Annotated in this window: 13 protein-coding genes and 1 tRNA gene; 5 read left to right on the top strand and 9 right to left on the bottom strand. The window is 66.6% G+C overall.

What is annotated here, in order from left to right; translation table 11 throughout:
• The first annotated feature begins 204 nt into the window (after nucleotides 1-204).
• Complete coding sequence (locus ACP69V_RS05580) at nucleotides 205-2,958, top strand: TonB-dependent receptor (RefSeq protein WP_426023000.1); 2,754 nt, start codon at nucleotides 205-207, stop codon at nucleotides 2,956-2,958.
• A gap of 101 nt (nucleotides 2,959-3,059) precedes the next feature.
• Here the strand turns inward: ACP69V_RS05580 and ACP69V_RS05575 are convergent, their stop codons facing one another.
• The 4 genes from ACP69V_RS05575 to uxaC all read right to left on the bottom strand — a co-directional run bounded on the left by ACP69V_RS05575 (nucleotide 3,060) and on the right by uxaC (nucleotide 9,114).
• Nucleotides 3,060-4,448 (bottom strand): glycoside hydrolase family 28 protein, encoded by a 1,389-nt coding sequence (locus tag ACP69V_RS05575; RefSeq protein ID WP_426022999.1) that lies wholly within the window; start codon nucleotides 4,446-4,448, stop codon nucleotides 3,060-3,062.
• A gap of 104 nt (nucleotides 4,449-4,552) precedes the next feature.
• A complete protein-coding gene (locus ACP69V_RS05570; protein WP_426022998.1) occupies nucleotides 4,553-6,052 on the bottom strand; it encodes a UxaA family hydrolase in 1,500 nt (499 codons plus the stop codon).
• 192 nt (nucleotides 6,053-6,244) lie between these two features.
• A complete protein-coding gene (locus tag ACP69V_RS05565; RefSeq protein ID WP_426022997.1) occupies nucleotides 6,245-7,702 on the bottom strand; it encodes a mannitol dehydrogenase family protein in 1,458 nt (485 codons plus the stop codon).
• The gene (gene uxaC / locus ACP69V_RS05560; protein WP_426022996.1) at nucleotides 7,699-9,114 is read right to left on the bottom strand and encodes a glucuronate isomerase; all 1,416 of its coding nucleotides are present in this window, start codon (nucleotides 9,112-9,114) and stop codon (nucleotides 7,699-7,701) included. The genes ACP69V_RS05565 and uxaC overlap by 4 nt, the downstream gene beginning before the upstream one ends.
• Before the next feature lie 177 nt (nucleotides 9,115-9,291).
• Between uxaC and ACP69V_RS05555 the strand changes: the two genes are divergently transcribed.
• From ACP69V_RS05555 to ACP69V_RS05545, 3 genes are all read left to right on the top strand, one after another.
• Nucleotides 9,292-11,523, top strand: coding sequence for a glycoside hydrolase family 88 protein (locus tag ACP69V_RS05555; RefSeq protein WP_426022995.1), 2,232 nt, complete (start codon nucleotides 9,292-9,294; stop codon nucleotides 11,521-11,523).
• A gap of 84 nt (nucleotides 11,524-11,607) precedes the next feature.
• A tRNA-Thr gene (locus ACP69V_RS05550) sits at nucleotides 11,608-11,683 on the top strand.
• 22 nt (nucleotides 11,684-11,705) lie between these two features.
• Nucleotides 11,706-12,332 carry a TetR/AcrR family transcriptional regulator gene (locus ACP69V_RS05545; RefSeq protein ID WP_426022994.1) on the top strand — a complete coding sequence of 209 codons (627 nt, stop codon included), beginning with the start codon at nucleotides 11,706-11,708 and terminating at the stop codon, nucleotides 12,330-12,332.
• On the opposite strand, the gene ACP69V_RS05540 is transcribed toward ACP69V_RS05545, so the two are convergent.
• Genes ACP69V_RS05540 through ACP69V_RS05530 form a run of 3 tightly spaced genes read right to left on the bottom strand, consistent with a single transcriptional unit; the run spans nucleotide 12,329 to nucleotide 15,264 of the window.
• On the bottom strand, nucleotides 12,329-13,081 hold the full coding sequence (locus ACP69V_RS05540; protein WP_426022993.1) for a prepilin peptidase: 753 nt from the start codon (nucleotides 13,079-13,081) through the stop codon (nucleotides 12,329-12,331). The genes ACP69V_RS05545 and ACP69V_RS05540 overlap by 4 nt on opposite strands.
• 33 nt (nucleotides 13,082-13,114) lie before the next feature.
• Entirely contained in the window at nucleotides 13,115-14,983 is a 1,869-nt protein-coding gene (feoB, locus tag ACP69V_RS05535) for a ferrous iron transporter B (protein ID WP_426022992.1), read from the bottom strand.
• Nucleotides 14,983-15,264: a FeoA family protein gene (locus tag ACP69V_RS05530; RefSeq protein ID WP_409718356.1), complete on the bottom strand. Its 282-nt coding sequence runs from the start codon at nucleotides 15,262-15,264 to the stop codon at nucleotides 14,983-14,985. The genes feoB and ACP69V_RS05530 overlap by 1 nt, the downstream gene beginning before the upstream one ends.
• A gap of 150 nt (nucleotides 15,265-15,414) precedes the next feature.
• Here ACP69V_RS05530 and ACP69V_RS05525 point away from each other — a divergent pair, with 150 nt between their 5' ends.
• Nucleotides 15,415-15,918 carry a c-type cytochrome gene (locus ACP69V_RS05525; RefSeq protein ID WP_426022991.1) on the top strand — a complete coding sequence of 168 codons (504 nt, stop codon included), beginning with the start codon at nucleotides 15,415-15,417 and terminating at the stop codon, nucleotides 15,916-15,918.
• 4 nt (nucleotides 15,919-15,922) lie between these two features.
• Here the strand turns inward: ACP69V_RS05525 and ACP69V_RS05520 are convergent, their stop codons facing one another.
• Nucleotides 15,923-19,129, bottom strand: a complete 3,207-nt coding sequence (locus tag ACP69V_RS05520) for an efflux RND transporter permease subunit (RefSeq protein ID WP_426024037.1) — start codon at nucleotides 19,127-19,129, stop codon at nucleotides 15,923-15,925.
• Nucleotides 19,129-20,253: an efflux RND transporter periplasmic adaptor subunit gene (locus ACP69V_RS05515; protein ID WP_426022990.1), complete on the bottom strand. Its 1,125-nt coding sequence runs from the start codon at nucleotides 20,251-20,253 to the stop codon at nucleotides 19,129-19,131. The genes ACP69V_RS05520 and ACP69V_RS05515 overlap by 1 nt, the downstream gene beginning before the upstream one ends.
• Between the last annotated feature and the right edge of the window lie 18 nt (nucleotides 20,254-20,271).

Below are 20,271 nucleotides of genomic sequence, written 5' to 3'. Positions count from 1 at the left end.
ATCGACAATTTGTCGAGACCCGACGCCTGAATTGTCGAGGTTTTGTCGAGAATTTTCGACGGATTGTCTCGGCCTGCACATCACCTTGTTGCAAAATGCGGGAAGCTGTTGCAATAAACGGCACGTCGCTAATCCAACTATGCGCGACAGCATACCAAAAAATGACACCGGTGCCAGATGGCCGCCGGGATGGGGAGAGAACGAATGCGACGGATCAACACCCGGACTCTGTGCGCCGTAGGCGTATCCCTGGCGGCCCTGATGGGCGCTTCGTCGGCGCTGGCTCAGACCGCCCCGGCCGCTGAACCCGTGGCGAAAGACGCCGCCCAGGACGCGACCGTCGTCGATGAAATCGTCGTCACCGGCTTCCGCTCCAGCCTGCAACAGGCGCTGAACATCAAGCGCAGCGAAGCCGGCGCCGTGGACGCGATCTTCGCCGAAGACATTGCCGACTTCCCCGACCAGAACCTGGCCGAGGCCATCCAGCGCCTGCCCGGCGTGACCATCGACCGTGAAAACGGTCAGGGCCGCAAGATCTCGGTGCGCGGCCTCGGCGCCGACTTCACCCGCGTTCGGATCAATGGCCTGGAGGCCCAGGCGGCCTATGGCGGCACCCGTGATCGCGGCTTCGACTTCTCCATGTTCGCGTCCGAGCTGTTCAACAGCATCAAGGTCCGCAAGACCCAGTCGGCCGAGATCGAAGAAGGCTCGTTGGGCGCCACCGTCGATCTGCAGACCGGCCGTCCGCTGGACTTCAGCGGCAGCGGCTTCAACTCGGCCCTGTCAGTGCAGGGCTCGTACAACGACCTATCCGAAAAGACCGTACCGCGTATCGCCAGCCTGCTGAGTTGGTCCAACGACAGCCGCACGTTCGGTGCGCTGGTGTCGGTGGCCTACTCCGAGCGCGCGCCGATCAGCGAGAGCTTCAACACGACGCGCTGGCAGTCGGGCGATCCAAACATCCAGGTTCCGGACGAGTCGATCTACCCGAACTTCCCTTATGGCGCCGGGAACAATTTTGGTGGCTGCATTCCTTGCACCACCGACGCTCAACGCGACGAACTGCTGAGCGCATTCTACCCGCGCATCCCCCGCTACACGTTCGGCACGTTCAACGAGGATCGTCTGGGCGTGACGACGTCGCTGCAATGGCGCCCCAGCGACCGGACCGAGGTCGTGCTGGACCTGCTGTGGTCGCGCTTCAACATCGAGGCCGAAAGCCCCAACATCGAGGCCATCAGCTTCAGCCGCGCCGCCGGCGGCGTGCGTGACACCATCGTGCGTGATTACGCGATCGATGCGGACAAGAACGTCATCTCCTACGGCGTGTTCGACCGCGTCGACATCCGGTCCGAGAACGGCTTCACCCGTGATGAAAGCAACTTCTACCAGGCCTCGCTGAACCTGCGTCACACCTTCACCGATCGCCTGCGCGGCACGGCCAAGATCGGCGCGAACAAGTCCGAAGCGCGCACGCCTCAGTCGTTCTCCTATATGTTCGACGCCAACGACCAGAACGGCTTCACCTACGATTTCCGGGGCAATGACCGCCTGCCGCTGATCAACTACGGCTTCGATGTCACCTCGGGTTCGCGCTTCACCCTGACCGAGCGCCGCAAGAGCACAGGCGGCGCCAACTTCGAGAACGCTGTCTTCGCCGGCAATCTAGAATACGATTACACGCCGGACTTCACGATCAAGGCCGGCGGCGAATATCGCACCTACGGGTTCGACACCTTCGGCATGCAGCAGGCCGCATCCGTCCTGTCGGGCGCGGACCGGGTCGTCGGCGTGGACGCCCTGGGCAAGATCGTCAGCATCGACGGCAAGCTGGACATCCCTGATGGGTCGAACCTGAACTACATCGTTCCCGACATCTGGAAGATCAACGAGTTCCTCAGCGTCTTCGACGATGAGCTGGTGCCGACCTACAACGGCATTCGTGAGGTCGAAGAGACGGACAAGGGCCTGTTTATCCAGGCCGACTTCAACACCCAACTGGTGGGCATGACGGTTCGCGGCAACGCCGGCATTCGGCGCGCGGTCACCGAGACGACGTCCAAGGGTTTCCTGAACACCGACTACGTCACGGTGGAAAACGAGTATGCGGACACCCTGCCCTCGTTCAATCTGGCCATCGAACCGCGCGACGACCTGGTCATCCGCATCGGCGCGGCAAAGGTGATGTCGCGCCCCGCTCTGGGCGACCTGACGCCGGGCGGTAGCCTGTCCACCCCGACGCGTCGCGTGTCCTATGGCAACCCTCTGCTGGAGCCGTTCCGCGCCACCAACTTCGACCTGGCGGCCGAGTGGTATTTCCAGAGCGAAGGCCTGCTGGCGGCGGCGGTCTTCTACAAGGAGATCGACAGCTTCATCACCACGATCACCGACGTCGTGCCGTGGCGCAGCCTGGGTCTCGACGACAGCCTGCTGGCCGGCACCCCGGCCTCGCCGGACGAAGACTTCGAGGTCACGCGCAAGGTCAACGGCGACGGTGGCTCGCTGCACGGGCTGGAAATTCAGTATCAGCAGCCCTTCACCTTCCTGCCCGGCTTCTGGTCCAACTTCGGCTTCATCGGCAACTACACCTATGTCACCTCCGAGGTGACCTACGGCGACGGCCGCAAGGGACCGCTGACGAACCAGTCGAAGAACGCCTTCAACACGACCCTGTACTATGAGGTCGACGGCTTCCAGGCGCGGGTTTCGGCGGCCTATCGCAGCGGCTATCTACTGTCCTTCCCGGGCGGCAACGGCAATACGGAAGAAGGCGTCAACGACACCGTCAACTTCGACGCCTCCATGTCCTATGAAATCACCGACAGCCTGACCTTCTCTCTGGAAGCTCTGAACCTGTCCGACGAGTTCAACGACCGCTACGTCGATGTGACGGACCGCGTCTCGAACTACCGTCACACCGGCCGAGAGATCGCCGTGGGATTGCGCTGGAAGTACTGATCTTCCCTCCCTGACGCTTCTAGCGCGATAGACTAAAGGCCCGGAGCGAACGCTCCGGGCCTTCTTTTTTGTTCGGTGCTGAAGGTTTGCAGGCGGGTGTGTCAGGCGACCCGTGGGCGCAGGCCGGTGACGCCCGTGGAGTCAGTCACCTTGGGGCCCTTGCCGTCCAGGGTGTCGATCTTGCAGTCGCGGAAGCGCCAGTTCTCGGCGTTGGCGATGGCGCCCGCGTCCTGCACGTCCCAGTCCAGCCGTTCGAAGGTGAAATCCTTCAGCGGCGCCTCGGGATAGGCGGCGGCCGCAAAGCCGACCTTGCCGCCGACGGCCTTGATGTTCGACAGGCGGACATCGTGGATGCGGGGAATGCCTTGTTCGCGCGGGACTGGCGTGGCCAGGGCGCGCCAATAGTCGGGGATGTCCGTGATACCCGCCGGGATCTGGGCGTAGCTGTAGTTCGGATACCAGTTCAGATTGACCTGCATCAGCGTTCGCACGTCCTGCAGATGGATGTCGCGCAGATGGATGTTGGAGATGACGCCGCCGCGCGTGTGGCCCGACTTGAAGAAGATGCCCAGCGGCACGGGGTATTCGATCCGCAGGCCCGACACCTCGATGTCGTCGAAGCCGCCCGACGTCTCCGACCCGAACGTCATCCCGGCCAGGGCGTCGCGGACGATGCAGTCGCGGATCTTCACCTGACGGCAAGGACGCGCCACGCGCAGACCATCCCAGTCACGCCCAGCCTTGATGCAGATGGCGTCGTCGTTGACCGACAGGTCGCACCGCTCGACCAGCACCCGCTCGGACGAGTCGATGTCGATCCCGTCGGTCGAGGGGCCGCGACCGCCCAGATTGTTGCGGATGATCAGGTCGGCGACCTTCACGTCGCGCGAATAGCAGACATGCACGGTCCAGAAGCCGGACCGCGCCAGGTTCAGGCCCGAGACCTCGACCTGTTGCGAGTCATAGACATGGATCAGGCGCGGACGGCGGCAATCGTAGTCGGCCGCCCAGCGCAGGTCGCGCGGGTCATAGTCGCGACGCATGGCCCAATAACTGTCCCAGAAGACCTTGCCGTCGCCATCGATCAGGCCCTCGCCGGTGATCTTGGCGTTCTGCTGCTGATAGACGTTCAGAAGGCCGGCGGGCCAGTCCATCTCCACCCCGGCGACACGGGTTCGGACCATGGGATAGGCGGCGATATCCTGAAGCCCCCGGATGGTCGCGCCGCGCCCGATCATCAGGGTCACACCGGACTTCACGAACAGGGAGCCGGACAGATACAGGCCGGGCTTCAGCACCACGGTCCCGCCGCCCTGCCCGGCCGCCGCGTCGATGGCGGCCTGGATCGGGCGGGTGTTGATCGTCTCACCGTCGCCGACCGCGCCATAGTCGGCGGCGTCCAAAATCTTGCCCGACGATTGGGCGAAGGCGGGCGCGGCTGAAGCCAGAGCGCCGGTCAGGCCGAGTTGCAGAAGGGATCGACGATGCATGGCGCGCTTCCTGGCAGGCGGAGACATTGTGTCTCACATTTTGCTTTATCGTCCCACGATAACGAACACACGGAGACGCGCAAGCGTGCGGGTGTCGCAGCGGCCTACAAGTAGGCCCCCACCTGCCAGGGCACGAACTCGTTGTCGCCGACGCCCAGGGCCTCGGACTTGGACGGTTCGCCCGAGGCGACATCCAGCATCTTCTGGAAGATGACGGCGCCGACCTCGGCCAGGCTGGTCCCGGTCAGGACGGGCGAGGCGTCGATGTCCATGTCCTCGTCCATCCAGTTCGCCAGCTTGGCGTTGGAGGCGACCTTTATCGACGGGGCGGGCTTCGCGCCGAAGACCGAGCCCCGGCCCGTGGTGAAGACGATCAAATTGGCGCCCGAGGCGATCTGGCCGGTGGCCGAGCACGGGTCATAGCCGGGGCTGTCCATGAAGCTGAGCCCCTTGGCCTGAAGCGGTTCCGCATAGCCGATCACGTCGTTCAGCGGCGTGGAGCCCGACTTGGCCACCGCGCCCAGCGATTTCTCCAGGATGGTGGTCAGGCCGCCTTTCAGATTTCCGGGCGACGGATTGTTGTTCAGCTCCATCTGGTGACGGTCGGCATAGTCGCGCCACCACGCCAGACGCGCATTCAACTTGTCCGCCACGTCCTGCGAGGCGGCTCGGCGCAGCAGCAGATGTTCCGCGCCCCAGATTTCGGGCGTTTCCGACAGCATGGCCGAGCCGCCGTGGGCGACCAGCAGGTCGACCGCCGCGCCGAGGGCGGGGTTAGCGGTGACGCCGGACCAGCCGTCCGAGCCGCCGCACTGCAGACCGACGGTCAGGTGAGACGCCGACACAGGCTGACGCTGGACCGTGGCGGCTTCGGCGACGAGGTCGCGCACGACCTCGATCCCGGCCTCAATGGCGCGGGCGGTGCCGCCGGCCTCCTGAATGGTCAGGGCGCGTAGGTGCGGGCCGGATTTCAGCCCTTCGTTGGCAAGCCAGACGGGGATCTGATTGGCCTCGCAGCCCAGGCCCACGATCAGGATGGAGTGGAAGTTCGGATGTTTGGCGTAACCGGCCAGCGTCCGCTGCAGCAGGGTCACGTCGCTGCTGAGCGACGAGCCGCCGCAACCGCCCTGGTGTGTAAAGGCCACCACGCCGTCCACGCCCTCGGGCAAGCCGGTGTCCGGAAAGGCGTCGGCGATGCGGCGCGCCACGGTGGCCGAACAGTTCACGCTGGTCAGGACGCCGATGTAGTTGCGGGTGCCGATCCGGCCGTCCAGGCGGACGATGCCGTTGAAGGTCGCACCCGACAGCGGGCTGGGCGGATGAATGTCGGCGCCGACCTCGGCCTCGCGCCCGTCCTCGGCCATGGCCAGGTTGTGGACGTGGACGTGGTCCCCGGCGGCGATGGCGGTCCTGGCGCGGCCGATGACCTGGCCATAGCGGCGAACCAGACCGCCCTCGTCCACCGCATGGCGGGCGATCTTGTGTCCGGTGGCGATGTCGGCGCGGGCAGGCGCGTCCAGCCCCGAGGGCGTGTCGCTGGTCGCGATGTCGTCCAGGGCGATGGCGACGTCGTCAGCAGGGTTCAGGATCAGGACGCGGGACATGGTCTAACCTCGTGTGTTCCTTCTCCCCTCGGGGGAGAAGGTGGCTCGCGGAGAGAGACGGATGAGGGGGCTGCCAGATGCAGGCCCGCTCTTGCCGTCAGCGAGGCGGACAGAGCCCCCTCATCCGAGCCCTTCGGGCCCACCTTCTCCCCCGAGGGGAGAAGGAAGAAAATGGCGCGCTCAGCCATCATTCTAGCCCACGACCTGTCTCGCGGCCTCCACCGCGCCGTTCTGGCTCAGCGACAGATAGGCGGCCGCGAACCGGTCGTCGGCGGCGAGCGCAGGCGGGAAGACGGCGGACAGGCTCAGCAGGGCCGAAACCCGCGCCTGATCGTTGTCGGCCCCGGCCAGAAGTTCGGCGGTCTTCGACGCCAAGGGATCATCGACGACGACGGCCTCGCCGCTTTCGGTCACGCCCGACTGCCATTTCATCCAGGCGGCGACGCCGAGCGCCATGGCGTCGATATCCTGCCCAGCCGCCACACGTTCGGCGGCGCCGGCCAGCAGGCGCTGGGGCAGTTTCTGCGACCCGTCCATGGCGATCTGGCGGGTTCGGTGCATAAGGGCTGCGTTGGAAAAGCGAGCCATCAGCGCGTCGCGATAGGCGGGGATGTCCAGACTTGGCGGCGGGTTCAGCGTTGTCTCGGCCTCGTCCCACAGGGCCTCGACATAGGCGCGGAAGGCGGGGACGGCGACGGCCTCGTGGACATGGTCATGCCCCGACAGGGCGCCGAGATAGGCGATGGCCGAATGGGCGCCGTTCAGCAGCCGCAGCTTGGCGTCCTCCCACGGTTCGACCGCATCGGTCAGTTGCACACCCAGAGCCGCGAAATCCGGCCGCTCGCCGGCGAACCGGTCCTCAATCACCCACTGGGTGAAGGGCTCGGCCTTGACCATGCCCTGGTCCTCGACGCCGAGACGGGCGGTCAGGCGGGCGATGTCGTCGGGAATGGTCGCCGGGACGATCCGGTCGATCATGGTCTGGGGGAAGGCGCCCTCCGCCTCGATCCAGTCGGCCAGCGACGGGTCGATCCGGCGAGCCATGGCGATGACACCGGCGCGGATCCGTTTGCCGTTATGCGGAAGATTGTCGCAACTGATGACGGTGAAGGGCTTCAGCTCTGCGGCCTTTCTCGCCCGCAGCGCCGCCACGATGAAGCCTGGCGCGGTGCGGGGCGCGGCGATATCGGCAAGGTCAGCGGCGACGTCCGGATCGTCCAGCAGCAGGTCGCCGGTCGCCGGGTCGAGGCGATAGCCCTTCTCGGTCACCGTCAGGGTGACGATGTGGACATCGGCGTCGGCCATGGCCGCGACCAGGGCGGCGGGGTCTTCCGGCCCGACCAGAACGCCGCGCTCCGCGCCGATGACGCGCAGATGCTCGTTCGCCCCGTCGCGCACGACCAGGGTGTAGAGCCCGTCCTGCGGGTTCAACTGGTCGCGCACGCCGGGCGAGCGCAGCGAGGCGCCCAGCACGCCCCAGCGCAGGTCGCCGCTCTTGATCGCATCATCGAACACCACCGCCTGGTGGGCGCGGTGAAAGGCGCCGATGCCCAGATGGACGACGCCGGTCTTGACCTGGGTGCGGTCGTATCCGGGAACGGCGACATCGGCGGGCAGGCTTGAAAGAGCCGCTTGGTTCAGACGGGTCACAGCTTGTAGGCCGCCTTGACCAGACCATAGGTCAGGGCGTGGGCCAGCTCATGGGCCTCGTCCTCCTCCATCCGGTGTTCGACCACCAGCTTGGCCAGGAAGCCGCAATCCATACGCCGCGCCACGTCGTGACGGGCCGGGATCGACAGGAAGGCCCGCGTGTCGTCGTTGAAGCCGACGGTGTTGTAGAAGCCCGCCGTCTCAGTGACCTGTTCGCGGAAGCGACGCATGCCCTCGGGGCTGTCGTGGAACCACCAGCTGGGGCCCAGTTTCAGCGCCGGATAGTGGCCGGCCAGCGGCGCCAGTTCGCGGCTGTAGGAAGTCTCGTCCAGGGTGAAGAGGATCAGCGACAGGCGTGTGTCCGAACCGAACCGGTCCAGCAGCGGCTTCAGCGCCCGGACGTAATCCGTCTGGGTCGGGATATCGCAGCCCTTGTCGCGGCCGAAGCGGTTGAAGACGGTGGCCGAGTGGTTGCGGAACGATCCGGGGTGGAGCTGCATCACCAGCCCGTCCTCGACCGACATGGCCGCCATCTCCGTCAGCATCTGCCCCCGGAACAGTTCGGCGTCGGCAGGCGTCGCAGGCGCGGTCGAGACGCGGCGGTACAGGGCCTCGGCTTCAGACTTCGACAGGTCGGCGGTGAAGGCGGTCGGATGGCCGTGGTCGGTCGAGGTGGCGCCCATCGCGATGAAGAAGGCGCGACGGTCACGCAGGGCCTGCAGATAGCCGTCCCAGCTCATCGTATCGCGGCCGGTCTGTTCGGCCAGCGCCTTCAGATTGTCGCGGAAGCCTTCGTAATCGGGGTCCAGCACCGGGTCGGGGCGATAGGCGGTCAGGACCCGCCCCTTCCAGCCCGAGGCCGCAATGGCCTTGTGGTGCTCCAGCGTGTCGAGCGGGCTCTCGGTCGTGGTCAGGACCTCGATATTGTAGCGGTCGAACAGGGCGCGCGGGCGGAAGGCGTCGGTCTTCAGCGCGGCGTCGATGATGTCGTAGTAGTGGTCAGCCGTCTCGGCCGACAGGCGCACGTCGATGCCGAAGGCCTCGGCGTAGACCCAGTCGTGCCACATGCGCGACGGCGTGCCGCGGAACAGGTGATAGTTCTCGGCGAAGCGGCGCCAAATCACACGCGGGTCGGTCTCGACCGGACCGCCGTCGGCGCGGGGAACCCCCAGATCCTCCATCGCCATCCCCTGCGAATGCAGCATGCGGAAGACATAGTGGTCGGGCGTGATCAGCAGTTCGGCCGGGTTGGCGAAGTTCTCATTGCCGGCGAACCAGCTGGGGTCCGTGTGGCCGTGCGGGCTGATGATCGGCAGGCCCTTGATTTCGGCATAGAGGCGACGCGCGACCGTGCGGGTGTCGGCGTCAACCGGAAACAGGCGGTCGGGATTGAGCTTGAGCGGATGAGCCATGGCGTCCTTCACTGGTCCTCAATACGGAGGCGTTGGATCGCCTCGCGAGTCTGATCTCACCAGATACAATGTCGCATCAGAAAAGACACCGGTTACCTTGGCGAGAAGCAATGCCCATCTTATGGTACGAGAAAGCAAATAATGGAAGGCGTCGCCTGTCGGCGTTTCGGAGGATGTATGGCGTACCGTTCGTTTGCCGGCCTGACGGCCGTTTTGATGGCGACAACCCTGCTGGCCGGCCCGGCGGCGGCGCAGACCACCCTGCCCCCCGGCGTCGAGGCGGCCTGGATGGAACCCACGGCGAGGCCGGCGCTTGATTTCGATCCCAACGTCCTGCCGTCGCACGCCGAAGCCCTGGCGGCCGCCGAATATGTAACGGCGTCCCAGATCGCGGCCATGGCGGGCGAGCCGTTGGCCCTGTCCACCGGCAGCAACCTGACGCAGATGTCGTCCAACTGGGTCGCCGCGACCTTCTATGTCGGGGCGGCGCGGCTGGCGCGGGTGTCGGACGATCCCGAGACCCTGCGGTTCCTGACAGCCGTGGCCGAACATTATAACTATAGCGTGCGCGGCGCCCGGTCCGGGCCGACCATGCTGAACGCCGACGATATCGCCATAGGCGACCTGTACGAGGAACTCTACGCACGACGCCGGCAGGAAGGCGTGCTGATGCCTCTGCGCCAGCGGCTGGACTGGCAGGTCCCGCACCTGAATCGATCGGTCGATACCCCGGCTCTAGTCTGGTGGTGGGCCGACGCCCTGTTCATGGCCCCGCCGGTGCTGGCGCGCATGACGGCCCTGACCGGCGATCCCAAATATTTGACGGCGGCGGACCGGGAATGGCGGCGCACGGCCGAGCATCTGTGGGTTCCCGAGCAGCGGCTGTTCCTGCGCGACGAACGGTTCAAGGATCGCACCGAGGCGAACGGCGCGCCCATCTACTGGTCGCGGGCCAACGCCTGGACCATGGCGGGTCTGGCGCGGTGGCTGGAGAGCCTGCCGGCTGACCATTCGAACCGGGCCTACTACGTCGATCTATTCCAGAAACTGTCGAGCCGGATCCTGGAACTGCAGCAGGACGACGGCCTGTGGCGCGCCAGCCTGTTGGCGCCAGAAGTCTATCCCGAAGCCGAGACCTCGGGGTCGGGCTTCTATGTCTATGGCCTGGCGTGGGGCATCAACCACGGCCTGCTGGATCGCGAGACCTATCTGCCCGCCGTGACCAAGGGTTGGGCGGCGCTGAACCGCCATGTCCTGCCCAGCGGCCTGATCGGTGCGGCCCAGAAGACCGGCGACATGCCGGTGCACACCCGGCCGGAAGAGACCGGCCTCTACGCCACCGGCGCCTATGTGCTGGCGGGTCTGGAGATCGCGGACCTGAACGGCCCGCCCCAGTCCCTGCCCCAGGCCGAGCCTGAGCGCGACACGCCCGAGGTCATCGCCGCAACGACGCCCACGCCTCCCGCCCCCGTCACTGTCGTCGGCGAGGAGGAACTGCGTCGCCGCGCCGAGGAAATGCGCGCCACCGCCGCCCTGTCCTACGATCCCGCAGGATTGAACCGGCCCTCGACCATCGAGCGGCTGACGCCGCCGACGGCCGAAGAGCAGCGACCCCGCGCGGTCGCTCGTTTCGCGCCGGATCGACTCGACGACCTGCTGTGGGAGAACGACCGCGTCGCCCACCGCATCTACGGCCCCGCGCTGGAAGGCCGCGAGCCGCCGTCGGGATCGGGCATCGACGTCTGGGCCAAGCGCGTCCGCTACCCCTTCATGGACCGCCAGCTGAAGTTCCCGAACTATCACACCGACCGGGGCGAGGGCCTCGACTACTACGATGTCGGGCGCGGTCGCGGCGCCGGCGGCCTGGGCGTTTGGCAGGACAACAAGCTGTGGACCAGCCGCAACTTCAAGACCTATCGCATTGAAGAAACAGGCGAAGACGAGGCGCGCTTCAGCGTCGATTACGCCCCTTGGCCCGTCGACGTGAACCGCCGGGTGTGGGAGACGCGCGACTTCTCTCTGCCGATGGGGTCGAACTTCACCCGCATGACCTCGACGCTGAACTCGGACAGCACCGAGCCCCTGATCGTCGGCATCGGCATCACCCGGCGCACCAATGACAACGGCTCGGGCTTCGTCACTCGCGACGCCGCCAATGGCCGACTGACCTTCTGGGAACCGGAGAACCCCGAGCACGGCGGGATTGGCATCGCCATCCTAGTCGATCCCGCCATGGTCGAGGGCTTCGCCCAGGACGCGGACAACTATCTGATCCTGCTGCGCGTCACGCCGGGCCAGCCCTTCACCTACTATATGGGATCGGCCTGGGACGGCGGGCTGGACTTCAAGACCCGCGAGGCCTGGGAAAGCTTCGTCGCCGCCTACACGCCGCCCGTTCCGTGGCGCTGATGGGCGATTTGTCCCTCCGGGGCGCAAGGCCGTCTTGCGTCCCGGCGCGAGGCTGGACATAAGGGCCGGACACCGCACACGCGGGCCGGCTTAGCTCAGTTGGTAGAGCGCCAGTTTTGTAAACTGGATGTCGCGGGTTCGATTCCTGCAGCCGGCACCATCTCTATGCGACCATCGGGGACATGGCCGACACAACCAACAAGCTGGGCCACAAGATCGGTGCGCGCGGCGGGAGAACCCGCCAGGCGATCCTCGACGCGACCCAACGCCTGTTGAACGAGCGGCACTACGGTGAAATCCGCGTCGCCGATCTGGCCTTGGCGGCGGGTGTGTCGCCATCGAATTTCTACACCTATTTCAAGACGGTCGAAGAGCCTGTTCTGGCGCTGTGCGAAGTCGCGGCGAAAGATTTCCAGGGTCTGGCGACGCATTTCCAGGCCGACTGGCCGGGCGACAAGGCCTCTGCAATCGCCCGAGCCTTCATCCTGGACGTGATGGCGATCTGGCGAAACCACGGTCAGGTGCTGCGGGTCGAGCACATGCTGGCGGACAACGGCGACGTGGCCTTCGTCGAGAGCCGAGTGCGCCGCCTGCGCCGTCTTCATCTGGCCATTGAACGCCGCGTGGCCCAGGCCCACGCCAGCGGCCTGCACCCCAAGGATTACAATCCGCGCCTGGCCTCGTACCAGATCGCCTCCATCGCGGAATCGACGGCGGCCAGCTTCGATCTGTTGCGGCGGGCCGACACGCCAGAGGCCATTCTGGACACAGCGGCGATCATCATCGTCAAGCTGACGACAGGGCGTTAAAGCCCCAACGGCCCGTATAGCCAGGTCAGCCATATCCCCACGGCCAGGAAGACGCCGAAGGGCAGCTTTTCGCTTCCGCTGACCGTGCGACGCACCACCAGCATTCCGAACACGAGACTGAGCCCGACGGCGCATGCCCACAGCAGCACGCTGGGCAGACCGATCCAGCCGACCCAGGCCCCTGCCCCGGCGAACAGGAAGGGGTCGCCCCCGCCGAGGCCGTCGCGCTTGCGGATCACCTTGTAGAGCCAGCCGACCATCCATAGTCCGCCGAACCCGACCACGGCCCCGATCAGATGCGACAAGGCAATATCCCAGCCGATCATCGCCGCCGCCGCCAAGCCCGTCGCGACCAAAGGCCAGGTCAGTATGTCGGGCAGCCAGAAGTTCTCGCCGTCGATGATGGCGATCAGCAGCAGTTGCCAGCCCAGAACGGCCGTCGCCCCCGCCATCAGCCACGAGGCCCCGCTGAGGCCCGCCCAGACGCCGATGGCGGCAGCGGCCAGCTCGATCAGGGGGTAGCGCTGGGAAATGCGGGTCGAACACCGCGCGCAACGGCCTCGCAGGGCCAGCCAGCTGAACAGCGGGGCCAGCTCCCAAGCGCGCAAGGGCTGGTCACAGCCCCGGCATCGCGAGCGGGAGACGACGATATCCTCGTCACGCGGCAGGCGCACGCTGACGGCGGCGATGAAACTGCCGAAAATCAGGCCCAGCCCGCCCATGACGGCGGCGGCGATCACAGGGTGCATCAAGACGTCCAGACGGCGGCGAACGCCTGTGGCTTACCCGCCCCCGAGCGCCACCGCCACATGATAGGTCACCAGCGACGCCAGATAGGCCAGACCGAACATGTAGCCGATCATGATCCAGGTCCATTTCCACGAGTTGGTCTCGCGCTTGACCACGCCCAGTGTCGCCACGCACTGGGGCGCGAAAATGTACCAGGCCAGGAAGGACAGAGCTGTCGCCAGCGACCATTGCGCCGACAGGGTCGAAGCCAGGAGACCGGTGGCGTTGTCGGTGTCGGCGATCGCGTAGGTGGTGGCCAAAGCCGCCACGGCGACCTCGCGCGCCGCCATGCCGGGGATCAGGGCGATCACCATCTGCCAGTTGAAGCCGATTGGCGCGAAGATCGGCTCCAGCGCCCGACCCAGCATGCCGGCGAACGAATAGTCGATGGCCGGTAGGGTCGCGTTCTCGGGCGGATAGGGGAAGGTCGCCAGCACCCACAGGATGATCACGGCCGGCAGGATGATCCGACCTGCGCGGTTCAGGAAGATCTTGGCCCGGAGCCACAGGTTGAAGCCCACGCTCTTCAGGTCCGGTGCCTTGTAGGTCGGCAGCTCCATCATGAAGGGCTCGACCGCGCCGCGCCAGAACACCTTGCGGATCACCAGCGACACCAGAAGCGCGCTGACGATGCCGGCGGCGTAGAGGCCGAACATCACCAGTCCCTGCAGATTGGCGAAGCCCCAGACCGTCTCATTGGGAATGAAGGCGGCGATGATCAGCGTATAGACCGGGATCCGCGCCGAGCAGGTCATCAACGGCGCGACCATGATAGTGGTCAGGCGGTCGCGCTTCGAATCGATCACCCGCGCCGCCATCACGCCGGGAATGGCGCAGGCGAAGCTGGACAACAGAGGAATGAAGGCCCGGCCGTGCAGCCCCGCCCCGCCCATGATCTTGTCCATCAGGAAGGCCGCGCGGGCCATGTAGCCGAAGTCTTCCAGGGCGATGATGAACATGAACAGGATCAGGATCTGCGGCAGGAAGACCAACACGCTGCCGACGCCGGAAATGATCCCGTCCACGATCAGGCTTTGCAGCAGGCCGTCTGGAATGACCGCAGCGACCAGACCGCCCAGCCAGCCGATGCCGGCCTCGATGCCGTCCATCAGGGGCGCGGCCCAGCTGAATACGGCCTGGAACATGACGAACAGCAGGGTGAACAGGATGACCAGGCCGGCGACCGGATGCAGCAGGATCGAATCGATCTTGCCGGTCAGGGTGTCGGGCCGCTCGGGCGGGCGCACGCAGGCCTTCATGATCCGCTCGGCTTCACGGGCGGCGGTGCGCAGCTCGGCGGCATCGGGGCTGTGCCACTGGCTTTCCGAAACGGCGGCGACGGCGGCCCGGTCTTCGATGGCGACGATCAGATCGTCGATGCCGCGCTTGCGCGTGGCGACCGTGGTGATGATCGGCACGCCCAGTTCGGCGCCCAGCTTCTCCAGATCGATCCGCAGCCCCTGACGCTGGGCGATGTCGTACATGTTCAGCGCCAGAACCATGGGCCGGCCGACAGCCTTCAGCTCCAGGATCAGACGCAGGACCAGGCGCAGGTTGGTGGCGTCGGCGACGCAGACCACCACGTCCGGCGGCGTCTCTCCGGCCAGACGCCCCAACACGGCGTCGCGCGTGACCTCCTCGTCCGGGCTGCGGGCGCGCAGGGAATAGGTACCGGGCAGGTCTAGCACCGACATGGTCCGGCCCGAGGCGGCGCGGATCAGGCCTTCCTTGCGCTCCACCGTGACACCGGCGTAGTTGGCGACCTTCTGGTGCGCGCCGGTCAGGGCGTTGAACAGGGCCGTCTTGCCGCTGTTTGGATTGCCGACCAGGGCGACGCGAGCGGTCTTCAGGGCGTTGTCCATCAGTTGGCCTCAGACTGGGCGGCGTCCAGCTTTATCGTCAAGCTCTCGGCTTCATGGCGGCGCAGGGCCACGCGCATGTCGTCCACCTTCATGGCGATGGGGTCCTGACCGAACAGGCCTTCGTGCAGTAGTTCGATCTGCGCGCCCTCGACGAAGCCCAGTTCGAGCAGGCGGCGTTCCAGCTCGACCGCTTCTCCCTGATGGTGACAATGGGCGCCCACCTGGACGATGACGCCGCGATCGCCGCGTCGGGCCTGGCTCAGCTTGATGGTATCAGTCAATTTTACGCTCGCACGGGCGAGGCCGCTCCCCAGCGGCTCCGCGTTTCTTTGACACTGATTATCAGGTGCGAGGCCCCCGCGTCCAGCAGGACAGCTTGACCAATTGCCGCGCCGACGCATTGCGCTATCACAGGCTGAACAGGAGCCGCCATGACCCGTTTCACCCTCGCCGCCCCGCTTCTTCTCGCCCCCATCCTCGCCTTGGCCGCCTGTGGTCAGGACGAGCCGTCGTCGACGGCCCCGGCCAAGCCCGTTCATGTCCTGACGGAAACGGAGAAGGCGACGCTGCTGGCCTCCCTGCCCGCCCCTTACAATGCTGGCGATCTGGAGAACGGCCGCCGCGCCTTCGCGCGCTGCCGCGCCTGCCACACCGTCGGCGAAGGCGGCCCAGACATGGCGGGCCCGAACCTGTACGGCGTGTTCGGGCGAAAGGCGGGGGAGCGGCCGCGCTACAACTATTCCAACGCCATGCGCACTGCAGACTTCATCTGGGATGCGGAGAAGCTGGATCACTGGCTGGAAAACCCGCGCAGCTTCCTGCCCGGCAACAAGATGACCTTCCCCGGCCTGCCCGACGCTGCGGATCGCCGCGACGTCATCGCCTTCCTGAAGGTGGAGACGGGCTACAAGCCGGAGCCGGCGCCCGCCTCCTGAGCCATCAGCCTTCGGGCAGTTCCTTGGGTCCGCCTTCGCGCATTTCCTGGGCTTCCCATTCCTCGATCTTGCGCGAGGTCCATTCCGGCGACTTGGTGAAGCGGGCCAGGACGCCATAGATGACGGGCACCACGAACAGGGTCAGGACGGTGGCGAACATGGCGCCGGTGAAGATCACCACGCCGATCGTCTGACGGCTGCCCGCGCCCGCACCCTGCCACAGCACCAGCGGCAAGGCGCCGAAGGCGGTGGCGATCGAGGTCATGATGATCGGCCGCAGACGCAAGGACGACGACTCGATGATCGCCTCGCGGATCGACCGCCCCTGGTCGCGCAGCTGGTTGGCGAACTCGACGATCAGAATGCCGTTCTTGGCCGCCACGCCGATCAGGATGATCAGGCCGATCTGGCTGTAGATGTTCAGGCTGGAACCCGCCATCAGCAGGCCGAACAGACCGCCCGCCGCCGCCAGCGGCACCGTCAGCATGATCACCGCAGGCGTGATCCAGCTCTCGAACTGGGCCGCCAGCACCAGGAAGACCAGCAGCAGCGCTAGGCCGAACGCCGCGAACACCGCTCCGCCCGCCTCCTGCTGGTCGCGCGCCGCGCCGCCCCATTGGGTGACGACACCGCCCTGGGGCTGTTTGGCCGCCTCGGCGCCGAGGAATTGGATGGCGTCGTCGATGGTGGTGCCGGGGTTCAGGTCGGCCTGCAGCGAGATCGACCGCTGACGATCCAGACGGCGACGGTCCGGCGTGTCACCGCTGGTCTTGGTCGTGACCACGGCCGACAGCGGCACCAGCTGCCCGCCGCCGGTCGCGACATACAGGGCCTCCAGGTCCGCGACCTCGCGCCGGTTGTCGCGCTCGGTCTGCAGGATGACATCGTATTCCTGCCCGCCCTTGATGTAGGTGGTGGCGGTGCGCGATCCGAACATGGTCTCCAGCGTGCGGCCGATGGACTGGGACGACACGCCCAGCGCCGCCGCCTTCTGCGGATCGACATCGACCAGCAGGCGCGGCGAGTTCGGCTCATAGTTCAGGCGCGGACGCGAGAAGCCGGGATTGGCCTGGGCCGCCGCCAACATGGGTTGCAGCCAGTTGTAGATCTGCTGGTAGTCGGTGCCCGTCGCGATCAGCTCGATGGAGTTGGAGTTGCCCCCCCCGCGCTGGAAGGCGCCGGGAGTCGAGGCGTTGACCTGGGCGTCCGTCTGGCCGCGCAGCTTGCCGTTCAGTTCCTGGGCGATCTCGGCCGCCGTCCGGTCGCGCATGGACCAGTCGGCCAGGGTCAGAACGGCGTTGCCTGAGTTGAAGCTGCCGCCGCCGAAGCCGGGCGCGGAGACCAGATAGCTGTCGGCCTCGCCGTTCGCCTTGTATTCGGCCAGCAGGGGTTCCAGCCCCAGCATGATCTTCCGGGTATAGTCGAAACCGGCGCCCTCGGGGCCGGCGACGCGCACCGTCACGCGGCCGCGATCCTCGTCCGGCACCAGTTCGTTGGGCAAGGTCAGGAAGATGCCGCCCGCGCCCGCCGCCACCAGCAGGATCAGGGCGCCGACGCCGATCACCGCAATCCGTCGGCCCAACATCATGTCCAGCGATCGCGCATAGGAGCGCTTCAGCCGATCCATGCCCCAATCCACACGACGCGCGACCCAACCGCCGCCGTGCGCTGGCTTCAGAATCTTTGACGCCAGCATCGGCGACAGGCTGAGCGCCAGGAAGGCGGAGAAGGCCACGGCGGCCGCGATGGCCGCCGCCAGTTCGACGAAAAGCCGCCCGACATAGCCCGGCAAGAACAGCAGGGGCGCGAACACCGACAGCAGCACGATGGTCGTGGCCACGACGGCGAAGAAGACCTGACGCGCGCCGCGTTCCGCAGCGACCAGGGGAGGCTCGCCCAGGTCCAGACGACGTTGGATGTTCTCGACCACGACGATGGCGTCATCCACCACCAGGCCGATGGCCAGCACCAGGGCCAGCAGGGTCAGAAGGTTCAGCGAGAAGCCCAGCGGCGCCAGAACGATGAAGGTCGCCAGCAGGCAGATGGGCGCTACGATGGACGGAATTAGCGCCGCCCGCAGACTGCCCAGGAAGATGAAGTTGACCAGGGCCACCAGGGCCATGGAGATGCCGATGGTGATCCAGACCTCGTCGATGGCGTGCGAGGTGAAGACGGAGTTGTCCGACCCGATCTCGATGGTCACGCCCGGCGGTAGGGTCGGCCGGATTTCGTCGATCATCGCATGGACGCCGTCGGAAATGGCCAGGTCGTTGGACTGGGCCTGACGGGTCACGGCCAGGCCGATCTGGTCCATGCCGTTGCCGCGGAACAGGCGACGATCCTCTTCCGGCGCCTCCTCGACGCGCGCGACGTCGCCCAGACGGGTGACGTAGGTGGGCTGGCCCTGGATGATGGCCGACGAGCCGCTGCCCGTCCCGGTGGCGACGGACGCCGAAGCAGAGGCCGAACCGCGGGTGCCGATGGGCAACTGCCGGAAGTCTTCCGGCAGGGCGTAGGTGCGCGCCACACGGACGGTGTAGTCCTTGTCCGTGGACTCCAGCGAACCGGCGGGCAGTTCGACGTTCTGATTGGTCAGGGCCGTCTCGACGTCGTTGACCGTCAGCCCGCGCGCCGCCAAGGCGGCGGAATCCAGCCAGACCCGCATCGAATAGCGCTGCTCGCCATAGATGTTGACCTGGGCCACGCCGGGCACGGTCGCCATCCGGTCGACCAGATACCGGTCGGCGTAGTCGGTCAGCTGAAGACGGTTCATGCTGGTGGAGCGCAGGAAGACGATGATGATCGGCTGGCTGTCGGAATCGGCCTTGGCCACCTCGGGCGGGTCGGCCTGGTCCGGCAGGCGGCCGACCACGCGGCTGACGCGGTCGCGCACGTCGTTGGCGGCGTCGTCGATGTTGCGATCCAGCGAGAACTCGATGTTCACGTTTGAACGGCCGTCGCGGCTGGTCGAGTTGATGCGCTCGACGCCTTGGATGCCGGCGATCTGCTGTTCCACCGGCTCGGTGATCCGGCTCTCGATCACCTCGGCCGAGGCGCCCGCATAGCTGGTGTTGACCGAGACGATGGGCGGGTCGACGTCCGGCAGTTCGCGCACCGGCAGGAAGAAGAAGGCCGCCGCGCCGATCACGCACAGCACGATGGCGGCGACGGCCGCGAAGACGGGCCGCCGAACCGAAACGTCGGACAGCATCATTGGGAGGCGCCCGACTTGCGGTCGGCAGACGACTTGCGATCTGCGCCCGCGACGCTGACCGGCGCCCCTGGCTGGATGCGGTTCAGGCCCGAGCCGACGATGCGGTCGCCGGGCTCGATGCCCGACAGAATTTCGACGAAGCCGTTCTCGACGGCGCCGGCCTCGACCTCGACCCGTTGGGCGGTCGATCCGTTCTGGCCGGGCGCAATGCGATAGACGAAGGCGCCGGCGCCCTCATATTGTACGGCGGATTCCGGGGCAGCCGCCGCCTGGCGCTGGCCCTGTTGAACCACGACCCGCAGCAGCATGCCGGGGCGGATGCGACCACCGGGGTTGGCGAACTCGGCGCGGGCTGTGGCGGCGCGGGTGGCCTCATTGACGCGGGTGTCGATCAGGGCGATCCGGCCCTGGAAGGGTTCGTCGCCATAAGCGTCCGCCGTCGCCGTCAGCTGGGCGCCGGGCTGCAGCAGGTTCAGGTAGCGCTCCGGCAGGGGGAAATCGACGCGAATGGTCGAGGTGTCGTCCAGGGTCGCGATCACCGCGCCGGGATTGATCAGCGTGCCCGCCGTCACCGTCGTCAGACCCATGCGGCCGGCGAAAGGCGCGCGGATGACGCGGTCGCCGCGTCGCGCCTGGGCTGCTTGCAGCGAGGCGCGGGCGGTCTCCAGCCCCGTCTCGGCTTGTTCCAGCATCACCTGGGGCGCGATGCCCCGGTCGGCCAGGGCCTTGTAGCGATCATACTCACGCTGGGCCTGATTGACGGTGGCGCGGGCCTCGATGATGGCGGCATCTTCCTCGCGCGCCTGAAGCTCGACCAGCGGCGTGCCGGCCGACACCAACTGGCCGTCGGCGAACAGAACGCGCGTGATCAGTTCGGTGGTCGAGGAGGTGATGTTGACCGACCGCTGGCCCCGCGCCACGCCCAGCACCCGGATCTGGTCCGAGAACTGACGCTGGCCCACGACGGCCTGCGACACCTCTTGGCCGCCACGTCGGCCGCCTGCGGCGCCCGGCCCTTGGGCGGACTTTCCGTCTCCGGTGGTGATCTTGACGATGGCGGCGATGACCATCAGCCCCAGCAGAACGGCTGCGGCGATGAGGAAGAAGTGACGTTTGATCACGCGGGGGTCTCTCGGTCA

It is taken from the genome of Brevundimonas sp. PWP3-1b1 (assembly GCF_049896065.1).
Lineage (GTDB): Bacteria > Pseudomonadota > Alphaproteobacteria > Caulobacterales > Caulobacteraceae > Brevundimonas > Brevundimonas intermedia_B.
Note: the sequence above shows the minus strand (reverse complement) of the source record. Positions and strands in the feature narration are given on the sequence as shown.